Here is a 17,997-nt window from a genome sequence, read left to right as displayed (position 1 = left end):
CCCCCGTCCGCCCGCAGCGCGTCGCACCGTCTGGGCATGTCCAGTCTCACTACACGCGACAAAGTCCTGCGCACCGCGCACTCTCTGGAGCGTCAAGCACAGACGCTTCTCGACCAGGCCGCGACGCTGCGTGAACTGCTGGAGGAGGACGAGTCGCCGGCTGGACTGCACGTCGTCCGTGACCCACAAGGCCCCATGGTCTACACCACCGAGGAAGCCGCTGACGTGCTGCGGATCGGGGAGTCGACCGTGCGCAAGCTGATGGCGCAGGGGCGCCTGCGGAAAGTGATGATCGGCAGTTCGGTGCGCATCATGCGTGAAGACGTGATGGACCTTCTGGAGCGTTCCCGCGCCGAGGACCAGCCGTTGTCCAAGCCGGAGCTCGCCTGATGGCGCGGCCGCGCGAGAAGGGGGGCACGATCAGTCCGGTGGCCAGCGGCGGGTACCGGCTCACGATCACGCTGACGGTCGCGGGGGAGTCGATCCGTAAAGAGTTCCGCGGCACCTCTAAAGCGGCGGTGCTGCGCAAACGTGACGACTGGTTGGAGATCAACGGGCTGGGTCTGGACGACGGACCGCCATCGCCGGCACCAGCCGCAGGGGGGATGCCGACGCTCCATGAGTGGATGCGGGTGCTCGACGAGGAGTACGTCAAGCGGGGCAGATCCGACGCTACCCGGGCTGCGGCAGCCAGCCAGTACCGCAACCACATTCAGCCGTTGCTGGGGGAGCGACGGCTGGACGCGATCACTCCCGAAGACGTTGCACAGTTGCATCGGCAGGCGGCGGCCAAGGGGCTGGCGACTTCGTCTGTGGTGTCGGTGCATAAGTTCTTGTCCCGAGCATTGACGTTGGCGTGCACTCGTGGGGTCCTGATGCAGAACGTGGCGCGGATGGTGCAGCCTCCCGCGGTCAAGGAAGTCTCTCCGGAGCCGTTCACCGATGACGAGCTCCGCGCGGTGGTGGAGGTGGCTAGGAAGGATCCGCAAGCAGTGCGGTGGATGACGACACTGATGACGGGTGCCCGCAAAGCCGAAGTGCTCGGGTTGTGCTGGGACAGTGTCGATTTCGACCGCGGCGCCCTCGTGATCCGACGGACGCTGACTCGCCAGGTGTGGCAACACGGATGCGGCGCAACGCTGATCGCTTCGCAGGCGGGGCATTCGCCCTCGAAGTGTCCGCAACGGATACGCGGCCAGATGTTCGGTCGAACCAAAACCAGTGGCAGTGTCCGGGTGATCGCGATCGCGCCGGAACTGGTCGACATGCTGCGGGCGCACAAGTCGTCGCAGGATGCCTGGTTCAAGATGTTTGGGCGGCGCCCGGAGACTGGGCAGGAGTTCGGTGGCCTGGTGTTTCTGAGCTCGGCTGGCACGCGGATCGACCATCGCGGCGATGACCGACACTGGTTGAAGCTGTTCCAGCGTGCTGGTGTTGACCTGAAAGGCCAGCACGCTTCGCGGCACACGATCGCCACACAGATGCTGGAGGAGGGTGTCGACACTCGGGTCGTCGCGGACGCGATGGGGTGGGCAAGCACCCGGATGGCGATGCGCTACCAGCACGTCGGGGAAAGCCTCTCGCGGGAGGCGTCCAACGCCATCTCCTCGCGGTGGGGCGGGATCTTCGGCAACGACGACACGGTGGTGGCCTTGGACCGGAGTCAACGTCCGGGCTGAGCGCACCGCGGCAAGCGTCGCACCGTGAGGGCATGAGCACTGTTGGTTCCCGCCGCGTGGCCAAGCAGCGCCAGCATGCCCCGAGGCACGATTTCCGCCCCGGTGATGTCGTGGCAGTGTCGGGCGTGTGGCCGAACTGGCACCAGGTGCGCGAGATGCTGCTGGCCGGGTGTGACATCGGGCCGAACATCTACCTCGACGCGGATCGCTTGACGCACGCCGTTCCGGGCGAAGCACCGGGGCCGGACGATCCGCCGCTGTTGGTGGTGACCGGGGCGGTACAGGGTCGCCCGCTGCGCTGCAAGGTGCTTCGTTAGCAGGGTCTGGGAAGGTGCCCCAGTCGCTTCCAGCCAGGCGATTGCAACCCGCGATAAGGGCACTTACCGCAGTCGACATAGCATCGAGTCGAACAGGTGTCCTAAGTTTGGGGGATGGGGCAGTCCAAACGGGAACGGACCTGGCGCACCCCGAAGGCCACCCGGCACGTCTGGGTGAAGCTGCCTGTCCAGGGCCCCGTAGCGCGCGTCCATCCCCACCAAGCTCCTCGTCAGGGGCTCGTCGTGACATGGCGGCGAGTCTCGTATCGCTGGCAGGCCCTGGTCGTCCTGGTCGACGACCCGGAGCTCGACGGAACAAGAAGCCCAGCGCGTGAGCCGATCGTCATTCAGCTGTGGGTCGACGCCAGCGACCTACGACCCGTGCCGGCCGACCCGAACAGAGCGTTCGGACTGCGCTGACGTATGCGACATCGGAGCTGCAACAAGCGCTACACCCGCCTGGCTATGTTGTGAGCATGGCGAAAGTGCAACGCATCACTGGACTCACGGGCGCGCGTTACCGGATCACCGGCAGCCCAGCCGACGTTCAGCGCACCAGAAAGCAACTGGAGGCCGCTGATGCAGCCAACGCCCGGGCCGCTGTGGAAAGGGAGGCCGCGAATGCCCGGTTCCGTGCCGACATGGGCGAGACCTACGACACCTTGATGCACGATCTGCGACGAGATGCAGCCGCAGGAATGAAGACGTCGGCCGCGTTGATGGGCGGCACGGTTGTTGGAACCGCCGCACTGACTGCCGGGATGATCCGGAGCCGTCGCTTCCGCTACATCGCCCAGGCAGTGCTGCACTTCCTGTTCGCCTGCACGGTGTTCTTCATCGCCACCTTCGCCACGTTGGTCCAGGCCGCCGGCCCCGTCAGCGACGACGAAGCCGGCGGCGTCGTGGTCAAGGCGTTTGGCCTCGGACTCCTAGCCGCTCTCGTGGGCGGCTCTTTGTGGACGTTCACCTACGTGAAGCTGCGCACCCAGCGCAAACTGCGCCGACTGGACCTATACAGCCAGTCGCAGATGATGCCCGGTTGCGGCCCGCAGGGGTACTACCCAGATCAGACGTACCCGCCGCAGCAGTAATGAGAAATCCGGCTCCCTGTCGGGCTAGTTCGTTGCGACCGGCACGGCCTGGACGACTTCGTTGTCCTCGTGGCCGTAGTAGGAACCTTGCGGACCAGCCACGGTGCCCATGGCTCCGCCGCAGGTGATGAGGGTCAGCATGCGTGGGGTGGCCGGGTAGAACACGTCCTGCGGCAGGGCGCGTTTGCCGTACAGGTTCTTGGACGCCACCCGCCAGGCGGTCGTCTTGCCGCTGCCGTCGCTGGTGTAGATCAGCGATCCAACGGTCAGCTTCGACAGGTTGGCGAAGACGCCTCGCGTGCCGCCCAGGCTGACGTGGCCGGCGATCACGGTGTTGCCGTTGCTCGCGCTCAGGGGCGCGGACTGGTTGTACCAAGCGGCGCGCCAGTTCTGCGCTGGGATCGTCAGGTAACCGCGGCTGACCTTCTCCGGGATGACGGAGGCGAGCACGCCGATGCTGGGGATCAGGACCCGGTTGGGGTGCAGGGTGGTCACGCTGGACGTGGTGTTGGTCGATGCCTGCTGGGCGTTCGCGTCGCGGATGCTGGCCGAGACGTTGCGGATCGAGCCGGAGTTGTCGCCGCTATAGGCAGCGCGGGCGTCTGCGTCGGTGGCGTCGTCCGGGTTGGTCGTCGCGGTCGCCTGGGCGGCCGGCAGCTCGGGCGCGTCGGCCTTCGCCGCGGCCGGGATCTGGATCAGACCGGCTTGGGTCTGACCGCTGGTCGCGGTGGGTTGCGTTCCTGATTGGCTCGACTGGGTGCTGCTCGGGTCGGCAGCCGCTTCCTGCAGGACCGGGTGGGTGGCTGTGTTGATCACTTCATACGCGCCTGCGCCGACCCCGGCGGTGCCGAGGATGGCCATGGTCAGGAGTGCTGCGTTGCGCTGATTGGTTTTCATGGTGGTGGTGCCTCTTTCGGTGTGTCGGGTGCACAGACGGGGGTGTCGATTGCTCGACACCCCCGTCTGCTTGGAACCTTCCGCTAACTCAGGTGACCCCGAGTCAGTTCTCCTGAGTTGCCTTGCGGCGCAGGCGAAAGGCCCCGATCAGGCCCGAGGCTCCGACGACGGTGATCAGGCCACCGACGGCCAGGGCACCGGTGTCGATGCCGAACACCTCGGCGTCACCGGTCGGTACGACCGGGGGCTTGGGCGTCTTGACGTTCGAGGTCTCGGACTTCTCCCCGAACTTGCCCTTCACCGGGGACCAGACGTGACCCTCGTGGTTGCCCGCGTTGGCGGACTCCACGTACACGTAGGTGCCGTCGGTCTTGTTGACGGTGTACTTGGCCGTCGTGGTCGACAGGTTGCCCTTGGCGTCGGCCTTGCCGGACCAGGTGAACGTGCCGACCTTGACCGCGCCCTTGGGGATCGAACCGTCGGTGGTGACGGCGACACCCTTGGGCAGGTAGTACAGGTCGTCAGAGCCAGTGACGGCCGCGCCGGCCGGGAAGCCGGAACCGATCACCGTGTCGGACAGAGCGTCGCCCTGCTTGACGGTGGCGTTGGAGACCTTGGTCGACACCTTCGGGGTGATGGTCTTCACCAGGGAGGCCGACTCGGTGTGCTCACCGAACTTGCCCTTGATGTTGCCCCAGGTGTAGCCGCCGTGGTTGCCCGCGTTGGCCGACTCCACGAAGACGTACGTCCCGGCCTTGGTCGGGGTGTAGTTCGGCGTGGTGGCGGTGATCTTGCCGTCCGCGTCGGCGGTCGCGCTCCAGGTGTAGGTGGTGATCTTCTCGGCGTTGGCCGGCACCGTGCCTTCGACGATCTGCGTGCCGTAGGGCACGAAGTACAGGTCGTCGTTACCCGTGACGGTCGCCCCGGCGGGGAAGCCGGACCCGTTGATGGTGTCCGAGATCGGCTTGGCCACATCGGTGCCCGCCTGGATCTGGGTGGTCACCACCGGGCTGGTCGGGCTGGTCAGGGACACCGTCTCGTCGGAGTCGCCGAACTTGCCGGTGATCTTGCCCCAGGTGGAGCCGCCGGCGCTACCCGCGTTCGCGGTCTCGACGTAGACGTAGACACCCGGCTTGGTCACGGTGACCGGTGCGGTGCTGGCCTGCAGGTCGCCGTCCTCGTCAGCGGTGGCCGACCAGTCGTACGAACCGACCTTGACGGCGTTCGCCGGCACCGTGTCGGACTCGGTGACTGCGGTCCCGTACGGCAGGTAGTACAGGTCATCGGTACCGGTGACCTTTGCCCCGGCCGGGAAGCCAGAACCGATCACGGTGTCGGACAGCGGCTTGCTGATGTCCTGGCCCGCCTGGACCTGGGTGGCGATGGTCGGGACCTCCGCCTTGGTAAACACCGAAGACTCGGTCGGCTCGCCGAACTGCCCGCTGTAGGCAGCCCACGACGACTCGGTGTTGCTGCCTGCGGCGGAGTGCTCGACGAACACGTAGACGCCGGCCTTGGTGGGCTTGTACGCCGAGGTGACCACGGTCAGGTTGCCCGAGGCGTCGGTCTTGCCCGACCACGGCAGGGTCGTGACCTTGGTGGCGTTGGACGGCACGGCACCCTGGGTGACCGTGGAGCCGTACGGCAGGAAGTACAGATCGTCGGTACCGGTCACCGTCACTCCGGCCGGGAAGCCGGAGCCCTTGATGGTGTCGGTCAGGGACTGCCCCACCTTGCCGTTCGCGATGCTGACCGCAGTGGTCAGCTTCGGGGTGTACCCGTTGGTCGTCGCGCTCCACGCGGCTGCGGCCTTGATCGGGGTGGCCTCGGTGCCACCGATCCACAAGTTCTGCCACTTGGGGCTCTTGGTGATCCACAGACCGTAGTCGGGGGTGGTCGTGGACACCGACAGCGTCGCCCTCGCCGTTCCGGTGTACTTCACCTGCAGCGAGGTCAGCGCCGTGCCGGTGGTGCCGGTCTTGGTGGTCGAGCCGTCGGCGAACGTCGCGCCGCCGGTCAGCGTCGCGGTGTAGGTCTCGCCGGGCACGTACAGGCCGCTGGCGTTGGCCTTCGCCCCGAAACTGACGGTCCCGGTCGCACCGACCTTGCCACCGGCTGCGCCGTTGACGACCATCGTCTGCGCACCGTGGTACTTCTGCGCCTCAGCGAGGTACTGGTTGAACAGCGCCTTGGTCGCCGTGTAGTCCGCAACAGCCGTGGTCGCGGGGACGCCCGCACTGGGCAGACCCGGCGACGCTTCCAGCATGTGCTCCTTGCTGTTGCCGGCCAGGTAACCGTTGAGCGCGTCGACGGCGGTGACCATCCGGGCCCGCGTCGCCAACGGCAGCGACTTGGAGGGGTTGCCGTACTTGTTGATGACGTACGCGGCCTCCTCCAGCGTGGTCGCCGTGTACTTGCCCTCGGTACCGGTGTACGCACCGGTGACCCGCACCGGGATCGACCAGGTGCTGTCGGCGATGGAGTTGTAGCCATTGCCGGACGGGCCGGTCTTCTCGTCCTGGGCGCAGTAGTACACCTTGCCCGAGGCCATGTTCACGAAGCCGTGTGCCCGGAAGCCCTGGGACGAACCCAACTTGGTCCCAGCAAGCGGCTGCGGGTGGTTGGTGTTCGCCGACAGCCAGTAGCTGCTGACCGGCTTGGGCGGAGTCGCGGCCATGGCCGGTGCGGCGATGCCGAAACCGACGGCAGCCAGACCGGCAAACGCAACAGCGCGCGCACCGCGGCCGTAGCTGGAGGGAGTGACGGGAGCCGCGTGACGCGGCTGGAGAGTCTGAGTCATTTTGCTGTTCCTCGGGTGGTAACACGACGAAACCCCGGGCCGACAAGGCCCGGGGTTCTACACGAATTGCGTGTACTGACAACGGTATAGAGCAGCTTCTCGAAGACGCAATGACCGCAGCGAGAAACTTTCGCCAGGGCTACCGGTGCTCGAAATGCTGGTAGTCCAACACCCCGGCCTTCCAGTCGCCGCCCCAACTGAAGCCACCCGCCGTGAATGCCTTGTACGTTGCGTCGCCGCACAGGATCTTGCCCTTGCCCGGTGTCCGCGGGACGTAGGTGCTGACGCCGTACTGCGGATGTCCTTGGTACACGTACGGATTCACCCACGGGTTGATGTCGATCGCCTTGCCGTAGGCGTGCATCGACCAGCCGGTGCCGTTGGTGATCTTGCGGCAGTTGTAGGCCGAGGTGTTGTTGGCTTTCACCGAGTTGTCGTCGTTGCCGCCGAAGTCGTCGACTAGGCGCATCTGCTGGATCGGGAAGTGATTACGGGCCAGCGTGTTGAACGCGGTGACCGTGGCCGAGGCGATACTGGCGTTCACCACCAGTTCTCCAACGTGGTAGCGCTGGTCGTACCCCCAATACGGCACCTTCACGTAGCGCAGACCGCTCAGTGGCACCGGACAGCCAGCCCGGTAGGACGTCTTCATCCGTGTCGCGAGAGCCGGGGTGATGCTCGAAACACTCGCAGCGACAGAGGTTCCCACCGCCGAGCACGGGAAGCCGCCGAGCGCTGACCAGGTGAGCGGGCCGACGATGCCATCGGCCACGAGACGGTGCGACTTCTGGAACGCCACGACTGCGGCTTTGGTTCGAGGTCCGAACACACCGTCGACGCTGACCCGCAGCCGAGACTGGATCGCGGACACCAGGACACCGCTGTCGCCGGACTTGGTAGCGACCACCGAACAGGACAACGTGCTGGTGGCAGCCGAGGCCGACGGAGCGGCCACGAGGGTCGCGCCAAGCGCGACTGCGGCACCGGTGCCGGCGAGAAGCCGAACAAGGTTGTGAGACAAGATGATTCCTTCCGAAGTTGTCTTCTTGAGATGTACGGGAAACGCACTGCGCCCCGGGGGTCCGGGGCGCAGTGCGCGAACAGGGGAGTTGCTCAGCTCAGCCGGTGAAGTTGAAGTGGTAGGACTCACCGGTGGTGCCGTAGGCGTACGGCTGGGTGAACCCGTACTTGCCGCCGTTGGCCCGCAACCAGTTGGAACCCACACCGCCCCAGTCGAACTCGGTGGTGTGGCCGTGCCACTCCTGGAAGTCGACCGCCAGGCCCATGCCGTGGTTGGAGGTACCGGGCTTGTTCGCCTGCGCCGGGCCGAGCTTGTTGTACCAATACTGCTGCTCGGCCCAGTCCCGGTAGGCCAGGTCGATGTTGGCGTAGTGCCCGAACTTGGCCTTGTACGCCGCCTGCAACGAGTCCAGTGCGCGGCCCGCCGAGCAGTTGATGTACCGCGTGGTGTTCACCGTGTAACCGGGGTCGAACGAGTTCGGCGAGTTGTACGCCTTGTTCACCGCGCACAACTGCGACGTCGGGATCTGCGCGTTCACCTTGGTCAGGGTCGCCGAGGTGGTCTCGATCTCGCCGCGGTTGATGTAGCCACCACTGATCTTCACCCAGTCGGTGCTGACCTGCGTGCCGGAGACCGCTGCGCCAGAAGACTTGTGCGCCACCACGCCATAATCGAACCCTGGCCCGGAACGGACGCTGGCGGTGATGCCACCGGTGGTGGCGATCCACCCCTTCACGGTGCTGACCGGCGGGTTCGGGTCGACCTTGGGCACGTCGATCAGGTACGCCGCCGAGACGTACTTGCCGGCGTAGCTACCGCTGGTGATCTTGAGCCAGCCGTTGTTGATGATGCCCGTCACCTTCGTTCCCGGCGACAGCTTCGCCACCCGGGTGTACCCCGTTCCGGGGCCAGTGCGCACCGACAAGAAGTCGATCCCCGACACGACCTGCTTGGTGACCACCGTCGTGCTGGAGCCGCCGCCGGTGCATCCCGGGAACCCGCCCAGCGCCGTCCAGGTCTTGGGTCCGACGACACCGTCGACGGTCAGCCCGTGGGACTTCTGGAAAGCCTTGACCTTCGCCAGCGTGAGGTTGCCGAACACGCCGTCGGCGGTCAGTCCCCTCAGCCGCGACTGCAGTGTCTTGACCAGCGCGCCCGTCGAGCCCTTGTAGATCGTCACCACGGTGCACGAGGCACTGGTCAACGCTGCCGTGGAGGCATGCGCGCTGGGAGCTGCACCGGCGGCAACGCCCATCACGATGCCGGTCAGACCCAGCACTGCGACAGCGCCGCGGCCCACTCGTTGCTTCGTGGCGACCGACCCGACGGCGCGATGACGCCCGGTGGCTGGAGGGTTCTTGGTGAAATTCAATGAACTACCTTTCAGTTGATGCCGGCCGCACGGTCAGCGATGGTGGATGCGATCTGGCGGTGCATGGCGCACAACTGCGCCAGCGGATCCAGCCGCGTGAACTCGGGGCTTTCGACGGTCACGCCCGCGGGCGCAGAAACGCGCGGCAGCGTGTCACCGGTGTTGAAACCAGGGGCTAGTTGCGTGGACGCAGCGGCCAGGATTCGCCGGCCCTGCTCGTCCCACATGACGCAGCCGTGATGTCCGGTACCGATGTAGATACGCCCGAACGCGCCGCGCACAACCCGACTGCTGTCTTGGTTGACGTCGGTGACACCGAAGCCGCGGACGCCCAGCACCTGGAACACACCAGCGAAGCCCCACATGACGTCGTCGGCAGTGGCAGCGATTCCCTCGGCCCGGCCGAGGCAGTCGTCGATGAACGCCTGACCGGCGAACTGGTTGAGCAGACCAAGCTGGTCGGCCGGGACATCGCGGACCGGGGGAGAGGTGACGAAGGCGACCTGCGCCTCGTCGACGGGTGCGAATGTGCCTCCGTCGTTGACCGGCACCAGGAGGATCCCTGCGGCGATGTCACCCATGTCTTCGTCGTCTCGATGCTGGGAGAACGTCGCACCCAGGTGATGCAGCGCGATGGAGGCCAGGCTCCCGTCGACTTTGGTGGACTTGATACGGGGCGGAGCGGCCATGGACAGTGCGGACATATACGGGTCTTCTTTCGTGGTGGTCGTGGTCAGCTAGCGGAGGAGTGTTTGGGGGTACGAAGCTCGGACACGAGGAGTCCTTGCTGAGCGGCCCACCGCTGTCGTTGTTTCTTGGTCATGCCGCCCCAGACGCCGTCCTCGTCGCGGGCAACCGCGACCTGTAGGCAGTGCTCCCGGATCGGGCACTCTTCGCATGTGCGACGGGCTATCAGCCAGTGCCGTTGTTCGTAGAAGAACTCCGGATCCACACCGGTGCAGGGCAGTTGAGTGCCCGCAGGGACGACCAGGGGGTGTTCGGAAGCCAGGGCGATCCATTTGCCGAGCCCGTACCAGGGGTCGATGGGTTCGACCACCGTTGAGGTGTCGGCTATGGCTGCCTCCTTCGATCGTGGAAGCGCCTGAACCGATCCGTTGGTTGAGGCACATGCCGGAACGGTGCGACGCGGTTGCGCTGTCGCACGTTCGGGGCCTGACCTCACACCAACTGACATGGGCCACGCGCTCCGAGCCAGGGCCCGCGAAAGCCCTGACCAGCGGCGATGAGGAAATCCAGGAGCGGCAAAGGTCTGCCTGATACCGGCTTCGACTGCCTCGTCGATGGGGCACAAGCACGCACAGCGCGGCTTCGTCGCACCGTGCCGGCATGACGAACTTCCTGATGTACGCAGCGGCCGCCATGTTCAGCGCTTACGTTCTGAGCAACCTCGCGTTCGCCGCCTGCTTGGCTGTCGGGATCCGAGGAGGCAAAGCCCGGCACACCGTGGCCGCGCTGTGCTCCGTCCTGTTGACGGGGATCGCGGCCCTGGTCCTGCTGTTGGTCGCTGCGGCGGTCAACCTCGCCAGTTAGTAGGCAGTCCTGCAGCAACAACAGGAGCGCCCAGACCTCGCAGGTCCGGGCGCTCCTGTTGTTGCTGGTCAGCTCGCTGCGAGAACGCGGGCGATGCCGGAGTTGGCCAGTGACGTGAGGCGCGCCCCGCGCACCCACAGCGACCCGGCAAGGTCGCGTGAGGTCAGCAGATGAACGTCGTTGCACGAGGAAGCGAAGTACGGCGACATCGCCCAGCGACCCGTCTCGGTGACGCCGAGCGCGTGAACAGTTCCGCCCAGGGCACGGACCTCCTCGGCGGCCACGGCCAAGTCTTCGTCACCGGATACCAGGACGAAGTCAAGGGTCTGGCCGGTGCGGGCCAGATGCGTCATGTCCCGTTGAATCAAGCCATCCACGCGCTTCTGCTGCCAGACGCCGTCGTGACGCCGCAGTGCACCTAACGTCAGGTCCACCCCGGCGGTCGCCGCCAGTGCTCGGTGCTCGGGTGTCGGTTCCTTGTCCTGTCGTGCCCCGTCGTACCAATGGATCCGCGACACAGGGCGACCAGAGACCGCCACAGCCTTCTGCGCCAAGGCGGCAGCCATTCGCGGCGGGTCCAACTGGATGTCTTCTCGAGATACGCTCGGGGCGCGCGTCAAGGCGGCAGCGGCGGCCAGTAGCAGCCAGCCGCCGTCAACGAACACCCGAGTGTGTCGGGGCGTGATGGTATCCATGCCCGACACGGTGCGACGCTTGCTCCCTGACGTCACCAGTCGTCGGTGGTCACCTTCGGCGGGGGAGTCCACTTCGGCCAACCGGGCCGGTCGCCAGAAGCGGACTCGGGGATGGGAGATTCCGGTTCGGCGAACTCATCACCAGCGAACGGGTCGGTGTCCAGTACCGGCTCATCGTCTGATTCCCCGGATGCAAGATCGGCGAGGAAGTCCTCCAAGAACGTCATGTCGAGTTCGGGCGGGGGGTCCTCCGTTCGTTGGTCCGAACTCGATTCGGGCGGATCTGATTCTGTGCCGGACAACGCCGGCGAGACTGGGCCATCTGCGTCGCAGCGGTCCATCTCGGGATCCACTGCGCGCTGAGCGGTGCGGTCCGCGTCGTCGAAATCGCCCGAATCGAGGTCGTCCAAATCCAGGTCGAGATCGAACGATTCCACCTCGATGACCTCCTCCGTGTCGTAGCTAGGCTCGTCATCGCCGCCGCGCAACGACGGCGGCAGGTCACCAATGATCTGACCCGGCAGCACTTCCTTCTTCGGCATGAACGGTTCCAGGTCCAGTCGCGCAGACGGGTCCAGTTTCGGCACGCGCGCGTCGAGCTCGAACTTGAACGTGCCTGGGGCGGCAACGTCGGTGTCGGTACCTTGCGGGGCGAACCAACACTGGATCGGCTCTGCCACAGGAGACGTCAACGGCTCCCACAAGCCGCGGCCTTTGGGGATGAAGTCGCCCAGGCTCGGTGCGTCGAACGGGTTGCGAAGCGCCGACATCTTCGCGCCCTGGCTGGCGTTGCCGAAGATCGAACGGCCCATGTTGTCTTTCAGGTCAGCCCCGCCGGGCACTTTGTCCAGGACCGTCTTGTCTAGCTTCTGGGTCGCCAGGATCAGGTTGATTCCCACCGCGCGCAACTCGCGCACGACTTTTCCGGTGTACTGCCCGATAGTGGCGCGGGCCTTGTTGTCCGCTTCGACTTCCGCTCGAACCTTCTGGAGTTCAGGGTCGTTGCCGGCGTCCGGCAAAACCTCCCGGCCCATGGCGGAGGTGAACTCGTCGAAGAACACCACAATTCGCGGCGGACGTTGGTCTTCGGGAATGTCCATGAAGTTACCGACGCGCATCTGCGTCAACAGTTTCTTGCGCTGCTGACCCTCGTCGTACACCGCCTTCATGGCGGCTGCTGCAACGTGCGCAGTGGTGGCGACGGCGATGGCGTGGTCGGCTAGGAACGCGAAGTCGATCGCGGCCTTCTGGATGTCGATCACGACGATCTTCATGCCCTGCACAGCGCACCCGTACAGGATCCCCTGGGCGGTCACCGATTTCCCACTACCGGCGCCCCCACTTACCAGTGCATAAGGGTCTGAGATGAACCGGTGCTCAACGGGTTCGCCTGTGATGCCGGTGGCGAACGGCACGGCGTCGCGCTGAGCGGCGTCGACGGCGTCGAAGTCGAAGGCGACTCGCTCCGGCAACGGGTGCGTGCGACTGACGAGCAACTCGATGAAGCTGGCACCATGTCGGGACGGGTAAGCCTGGCAGAAGGCGTTGTTGGTGCTGGTGGCCAGTTTGGCCAGCGCACCCTTGAATCGCTCCGCCGACAATCCTGACGGCAGGGAGATCACCAGACGCTGCACCGCGTCGTTGTGTTCGAGGGCTCCGACGCTGGTGACGGTCGGGACGGAACCGTCGACGGTGACAAGGTTGGCGTCGGCGAATGCTTGCGACCAGTCGAGGTTGGTCAAGCGCAGCACATCTCGTCCGGGGTTGACCAGGAACGCCGGGTCTGGCTCGCCGCCGGCGAACAACCGCACTCCGTCCGGGATCGACTCCACCCGCAGCCACGGGACACCCAGGGACGCGCGCATCACCGACGCCTTCGCGCGTACGTCGGCCATCGTCACCCCGTCGTGCAGACGAAGGGAGATCTCCCACAACTGGTTCTTAGCCGCGCGAGGTGTTGTCAGGCATGTCGCGTCGATCAGTTCGGGTCGGGCGAGTTTGGCTGCCGTGAACGCGGTGTTGACGATGCCCGCGGCGACCCACGCCTCGGCGTTGCTGCCTGACATGGGCTGCAGAGCACCCGGCTTGGTGCTGCTCAGCAATGTCAGCGTGGTCGGCACTGCCGTCTGGCTGGGTGCGTAATAGATGGTCAGGCCAAGCGCATGCCGGTCACCGGGGCGACCGCCGCTGCCTGGCCAGCCAGTGATAGCGACGAATCCGGCCGCGTTCAACGCTGCTGCCATTCGCTGCTCCGTGCCGAAGTAGTCGCGCGGGTCGACACCTTTGCGGACCAGAAACGGCAACCTGGTGATCGGAATGGATCCCATGCCGGCGCGCAACGTGCTCACCTCACGTACGACGTGCTGAGCCACCGGCAGGTTCAGCCGGTGCTTGGTTGGTCCGCCATCGGCCCAGTTGCGATCCCATTCGTCTTCGGTGCGTAGGTTGTCGATGGTGCCGCGCAAACCTCCGTCCAGCTCTACCGATTCGAGGTCGCCGACATACAAGACGCCTTTGCGGTGATCCACCTGCACGTCGACCCCGAGTGTCTGCGACATCAGGAACGGGATGTTGGACATCCGCACCGCTCGAAGGTCGCCGGACCAGGTTGTCGCCCAGACACGGGCACCCGGCTGCGTGTCCGGCTCGAACAGTGGTTGCACAGCAACGATCGGCATGGGGTCCATGGCCGCTGTTGTGCGAGCCACCGTCATCGCCGCCTCGACCAGTAAGGTCGCCAGTTCGATGTGCTCACCGGTTGGCAGCGCCGACAGGTCAGTGGTACCAGGCGCGGCCACCAGGATCCGGAACCTGTTCAGGTCGGCGGTTCCCGGTTGCGGTGCGCCAGTGCCGTCCAGAACTGGTGACGTCATCACGAATGTGCCTGCGCCAGAACCCACTTCGGCGGCGATCTTCACCTGCTGCTTGACAATGTCGGCCGCCGACCGGCCGGGCGGGGCGGTGAAGCTGACCACCTCTAAACCTTCGACGGCGCCGAAAGGGTCACCGTCGCGGACATCCTCGACGCTCGGGGCGGGGGCGACTTTCAAGGCTTCCCAGCGGGGCCCCCACTCCGCAATGACAGCTTGCACGCGCTCCCACTGGTCGACCGCCAGTCTGGTCGCGGCGAAATGCAGGATCAGGAGCGTCGCGGTGAGCCCCAGCGCTGCCCATCCGGCTGTCGGGAACGAACCGAGCCACACCCCGATCTGGTCGTTGCTCCCGAACATGCCCGGCACGACTAATCCGGCTGCGACGACCAGCACGAGTGCGCCGACGGCCAGCGCCGTGATGATCCGGTCGGTGGATACCACCTTCCGGACATGGCTGAACCGTGTTGCCGGGCGGCCCTGCTCGGCGGTGCGGCGCACCGAGGTGAGCGCAGCCGCCAAGACCAGGGCGCAGATGAAGTTGGCCAGGTGGGACGCATTAATCGCCCGCGGAACTGCGTCGGGCTGCGCCGGTTGCTTCAACCACACCGGCCACGCCACCGGCAACGAGACCGCGACCAGCCCCGCCAGCACGCTCAGGACCCATGTTGTCCGCACGGGCCAACCAGGCTTGAACAACGACGTTGGGAACAGCAGGGCCGACTTCATTTGCCGCCACCACAGGTAGCTGCCGTAGCGACGCTGCTCAAAATCGTCGGCCGCCGTCGGGGACTTGGTCACCGGGTCTCGCGGGCCGGTCAGGATGACCGATGGTTCCATCCACGCCGCCACGACCAACGACAGCCACAGGAACGGCACGCTGGGCAGGCGCAGCGCAGCACCAGCCACGCACGTCAGCGCCCCGAGCAGAACGATCGGGGCGGCAAGGCTGGTGGCTGGCTGGTTGTTGCGAGTACGACGGGTTGCCTGGGCCACGAGTTACCAGCTTTCCGGGTTGACCAGGGCCTGGGCCAACCCCGCAGCATCGTGACCGGACGGTCTGGGCTTGGTAACCAGCAGGGGGACCAGTGCGGCCACGATGCGTTCTTCAGCAGGCGCACTCCGGCGCACCCATCCGCTAGCAAGACGGTCCAACTTGCCGGAATGGATCAGGCGCGCGTGCGGGAACCGAGCCGCCCAAGTGGACACTTGGCCGTCGCGAGAAGAAGGCCACACGACGACGGTTGAGTAGATCGACTCGAAGCGCACCGCGCGCGACATCAGGTATGCGCGCAACATGTCGTCGGCGAGCTTCATCGTGCCCTTGTCGCACGACGCGAATCGCCGAGTGCCGCGCCGGGTCTTGCCGCCCCAGGTCCACAAGAACCCCGAAGCCCACGCCTTGGAGTCAACCAGGTGCAGACTCGACCCGGTGACCACGATGTGGTCGATGTTGGCCGAATACTTGCCCGGGATCTTCACGTCGTGCAGCACGACGGCACCGTTGACCCCCGCAATCCGGTTCAGGATCTCAGCGGTGTCGCGTTCCGCCTTCGCTGCTGCCGCAATCGCATGCCTACTCGTGACTTTCTGCCCGGAGAACCCGGCATCTAGCCCGCCGCCCGGCACGCCGTAAATCGTTGTGACCATACCGGGACGGTGCGACGCCTGTTCCCACGCTGAGGGAGCACTCGTCCGGCCCGGTCAAAGGATGCTTCGGACCAACAACACCAATAGGACGACGGACAGGACGATCAGCGCAATGCCGCTGATCCAGCGACCAGGACCGGCCATCAGGTCGCCGATCTCCTCGTTCGCGGACGGACGCCGCGGAATGTTGTCATCAGACATTGGCCAGTGGCCTTTCCAGGAGGGTTTCGAGGGTGGTGGCGGCTTGCTCACCCAGGTCGATGCGCAGCAGCCGGTACAACAGGACTGCGGCGTGGACGGTCTCGGTGCTCAACGCCGTAGGCCAGGCCCGACCGTCCTCGGCGGCATCCAGACTGCACATCTTCAACAGCAGCGCCAGGGAGCGCAGCACGACCGGATCAGAAGTGACGGTGTCGTCGGCGTAGCTCTGAACCGTGGCTGCCGTCTCGACCAGCGCCTCGCACGGCTGGTTCTCGCTGAACGCGCCACCGTGGGCCTGACAGAGCCCGTTGACGCTGCGGCATCCCGACAGTCGCAGAGAGACCTCGATCAGGTCGGTCATCGGGCGATGACCTCCTCGACCGGCACGACTTCCGCGATCAGTCCGGCGCCGACGACTTCCCAAGGTTCGGAACGAACCAGGCCGCGGCTGGCCAGAACTGCGTCGGCGCTGTCGGCGTCGTACGTTCCGGCGACGACTTCCTCGGTGATCGGTGCGGACAGGAACTGCCCGTTCACCACCTGCGGGTCACGGTGCTCAATGGTGAGCGCGAGTTCCCCGGGGTAGTCCGTGTCGGTGACGACAAAAGCAATGTGATGGTTGGCCCTGACAGTGGCTTGCTGAGCAGTCATGCCGGTACGGTGCGACGCGTTGAGGTCCCAGCCCGCCGCACATTCTGCTCAGCCCTCAGTCGCCGTGCAATTCCTGCGTGGTGTCGAGTACGTCCTGGTCAATGCGGTCCCAGAAACGCTGGACAGCGCCTGGGTCGGCGTGTGGACGAACGTTGAAGTCGCATCGGACCCAGTTGGACTCGGCTGCTTGGTGATTCACTCCGTCAACGACGGTCCCGACCGCCATTTCGCTACGGCCGGCTGTCTGCCAGCAGGAGTAGAGCGTTCCATCGGCGTCGACCGTGATACCGAAGTCAGGGTCGGAACAGAACGGGCAGTTCGCCAAGTCCGTGCGTGGACTCACCGTGAAACCGAGTTCGAGCGCCCTGCGGTTCAACTCGATGATCTGGTCGGCGAGTTCGACGCCCGCTCCGCCGGACACCTCGGCCACGTCATCGAAACCGATCCCTATGTCATCGACGAGGCCAATCACGTACGCGGCAACGCGATCGCCTGCGGGCAGAGCGGAGAGGTCCTCCAACAGGCGAGACTGACCAGTCATCGTCGATGGCATCGCAGAAGTCCTGATCACCCAGCGCATCTGTGGATGGCGCAGTGCTCCGGTCAGGATGTTGCGCACGATCGTGTCGTAGGTGCCGCGGCCCGTGATCATCCGGCGAGTCTGATCGTGAGATTCTGGCCCGCCGTCGAAGCTGACGTACACCGTGTCCAAGCCTGACTCGGCCAGGATGTCCAGGCGGCGCGAATCCAGTAGGACCCCGTTGGTCCAGATGAGCGCCGAGTCGGCGACGACCTCGTTCAGCAGGGTTTGGCAGGCGTCAAGTGCGAGCAATGGTTCGCCGCCGAAAAGCATCAGGCGGGTGTTCGTGACTCCCGAGCGAATAGATCGACGGCGGATGTAGTCAGCAGTTTGAGAGGCGAGCTCGGGAACCATTCTTGCTGAGGAAACCCGGTCGGCGCGCGCCCCTTCCCGCGGGACTGTGACGTTTTGGATGCAGAAAGGGCACGCCAACTGGCAGTTCTGGGTTGGCAGGACAGTGGCCGAAAATGTGCCCGGAGTCGTTGTTGCCTGGTCGAACGCTCGCCGGACGATCTCCGGCGGCACGCCTGACGGCATGAGGTGCGCGGGCACCTTCATCCGCACGGAGTCGTTGAAGACCCAGTGGTAGCCGCCATGCTCCGGCAGGATTCGCACGGGTGCA

19 protein-coding genes are annotated in these 17,997 nt (G+C 65.6%); 6 read left to right on the top strand and 13 right to left on the bottom strand.

Annotation, left to right across the window (positions count from 1 at the left end; genetic code table 11):
* Positions 1-36 precede the first annotated feature (36 nt).
* From DR843_RS09255 to DR843_RS09235, 5 genes are all read left to right on the top strand, one after another.
* On the top strand, positions 37-390 hold the full coding sequence (locus DR843_RS09255; protein WP_170119812.1) for a helix-turn-helix domain-containing protein: 354 nt from the start codon (positions 37-39) through the stop codon (positions 388-390).
* Positions 390-1,679, top strand: coding sequence for a tyrosine-type recombinase/integrase (locus tag DR843_RS09250; RefSeq protein ID WP_109685223.1), 1,290 nt, complete (start codon positions 390-392; stop codon positions 1,677-1,679). Before DR843_RS09255 ends, DR843_RS09250 begins: the two co-directional genes overlap by 1 nt.
* A 32-nt stretch (positions 1,680-1,711) precedes the next feature.
* Positions 1,712-1,996: a hypothetical protein gene (locus DR843_RS09245; RefSeq protein ID WP_146202545.1), complete on the top strand. Its 285-nt coding sequence runs from the start codon at positions 1,712-1,714 to the stop codon at positions 1,994-1,996.
* 243 nt (positions 1,997-2,239) lie between these two features.
* Entirely contained in the window at positions 2,240-2,416 is a 177-nt protein-coding gene (locus DR843_RS20080) for a hypothetical protein (RefSeq protein ID WP_170119811.1), read from the top strand.
* 56 nt (positions 2,417-2,472) lie between these two features.
* On the top strand, positions 2,473-3,087 hold the full coding sequence (locus tag DR843_RS09235; RefSeq protein WP_109685217.1) for a hypothetical protein: 615 nt from the start codon (positions 2,473-2,475) through the stop codon (positions 3,085-3,087).
* A gap of 24 nt (positions 3,088-3,111) precedes the next feature.
* Here the strand turns inward: DR843_RS09235 and DR843_RS09230 are convergent, their stop codons facing one another.
* The 6 genes from DR843_RS09230 to DR843_RS09200 form a co-directional block, all read right to left on the bottom strand.
* The gene (locus DR843_RS09230) at positions 3,112-3,984 is read right to left on the bottom strand and encodes a class F sortase (RefSeq protein WP_109685216.1); all 873 of its coding nucleotides are present in this window, start codon (positions 3,982-3,984) and stop codon (positions 3,112-3,114) included.
* Positions 3,985-4,087: 103 nt separating this feature from the next.
* Positions 4,088-6,784, bottom strand: coding sequence for a hypothetical protein (locus tag DR843_RS09225; protein WP_109685214.1), 2,697 nt, complete (start codon positions 6,782-6,784; stop codon positions 4,088-4,090).
* A 139-nt stretch (positions 6,785-6,923) separates the two neighbouring features.
* Positions 6,924-7,805 (bottom strand): M15 family metallopeptidase, encoded by an 882-nt coding sequence (locus tag DR843_RS19795; RefSeq protein ID WP_177647420.1) that lies wholly within the window; start codon positions 7,803-7,805, stop codon positions 6,924-6,926.
* 97 nt (positions 7,806-7,902) lie between these two features.
* Positions 7,903-9,177, bottom strand: a complete 1,275-nt coding sequence (locus DR843_RS20075; RefSeq protein WP_170119810.1) for a peptidoglycan-binding protein — start codon at positions 9,175-9,177, stop codon at positions 7,903-7,905.
* Between the two features lie 11 nt (positions 9,178-9,188).
* Positions 9,189-9,881, bottom strand: a complete 693-nt coding sequence (locus DR843_RS09205) for a hypothetical protein (protein ID WP_109685213.1) — start codon at positions 9,879-9,881, stop codon at positions 9,189-9,191.
* 29 nt (positions 9,882-9,910) lie between these two features.
* Entirely contained in the window at positions 9,911-10,234 is a 324-nt protein-coding gene (locus DR843_RS09200) for a WhiB family transcriptional regulator (protein ID WP_170119809.1), read from the bottom strand.
* Positions 10,235-10,524: 290 nt separating this feature from the next.
* On the opposite strand from DR843_RS09200, the gene DR843_RS09195 reads away from it, so the two are divergent.
* Complete coding sequence (locus DR843_RS09195) at positions 10,525-10,728, top strand: hypothetical protein (protein WP_109685209.1); 204 nt, start codon at positions 10,525-10,527, stop codon at positions 10,726-10,728.
* Positions 10,729-10,796: 68 nt separating this feature from the next.
* On the opposite strand, the gene DR843_RS09190 is transcribed toward DR843_RS09195, so the two are convergent.
* Genes DR843_RS09190 through DR843_RS09165 form a run of 7 tightly spaced genes read right to left on the bottom strand, consistent with a single transcriptional unit; the run spans position 10,797 to position 17,990 of the window.
* Entirely contained in the window at positions 10,797-11,423 is a 627-nt protein-coding gene (locus DR843_RS09190; RefSeq protein WP_109685207.1) for an NYN domain-containing protein, read from the bottom strand.
* Positions 11,424-11,455: 32 nt separating this feature from the next.
* The gene (locus DR843_RS09185; RefSeq protein ID WP_109685206.1) at positions 11,456-15,289 is read right to left on the bottom strand and encodes an FtsK/SpoIIIE domain-containing protein; all 3,834 of its coding nucleotides are present in this window, start codon (positions 15,287-15,289) and stop codon (positions 11,456-11,458) included.
* A 3-nt stretch (positions 15,290-15,292) separates the two neighbouring features.
* Entirely contained in the window at positions 15,293-15,943 is a 651-nt protein-coding gene (locus DR843_RS09180; RefSeq protein ID WP_109685204.1) for a nuclease-related domain-containing protein, read from the bottom strand.
* Positions 15,944-15,997: 54 nt separating this feature from the next.
* Positions 15,998-16,144 (bottom strand): hypothetical protein, encoded by a 147-nt coding sequence (locus DR843_RS20070; protein ID WP_170119808.1) that lies wholly within the window; start codon positions 16,142-16,144, stop codon positions 15,998-16,000.
* Positions 16,137-16,505 (bottom strand): hypothetical protein, encoded by a 369-nt coding sequence (locus DR843_RS09175; protein WP_109685202.1) that lies wholly within the window; start codon positions 16,503-16,505, stop codon positions 16,137-16,139. Before DR843_RS09175 ends, DR843_RS20070 begins: the two co-directional genes overlap by 8 nt.
* Positions 16,502-16,795 carry a hypothetical protein gene (locus DR843_RS09170; RefSeq protein ID WP_109685200.1) on the bottom strand — a complete coding sequence of 98 codons (294 nt, stop codon included), beginning with the start codon at positions 16,793-16,795 and terminating at the stop codon, positions 16,502-16,504. Before DR843_RS09170 ends, DR843_RS09175 begins: the two co-directional genes overlap by 4 nt.
* A gap of 55 nt (positions 16,796-16,850) precedes the next feature.
* On the bottom strand, positions 16,851-17,990 hold the full coding sequence (locus DR843_RS09165) for a radical SAM protein (RefSeq protein ID WP_146202543.1): 1,140 nt from the start codon (positions 17,988-17,990) through the stop codon (positions 16,851-16,853).
* Between the last annotated feature and the right edge of the window lie 7 nt (positions 17,991-17,997).

Source organism: Branchiibius hedensis (assembly GCF_900108585.1).
GTDB lineage: Bacteria > Actinomycetota > Actinomycetes > Actinomycetales > Dermatophilaceae > Branchiibius > Branchiibius hedensis.
This window is presented reverse-complemented; position numbering and strand designations above follow the sequence as displayed.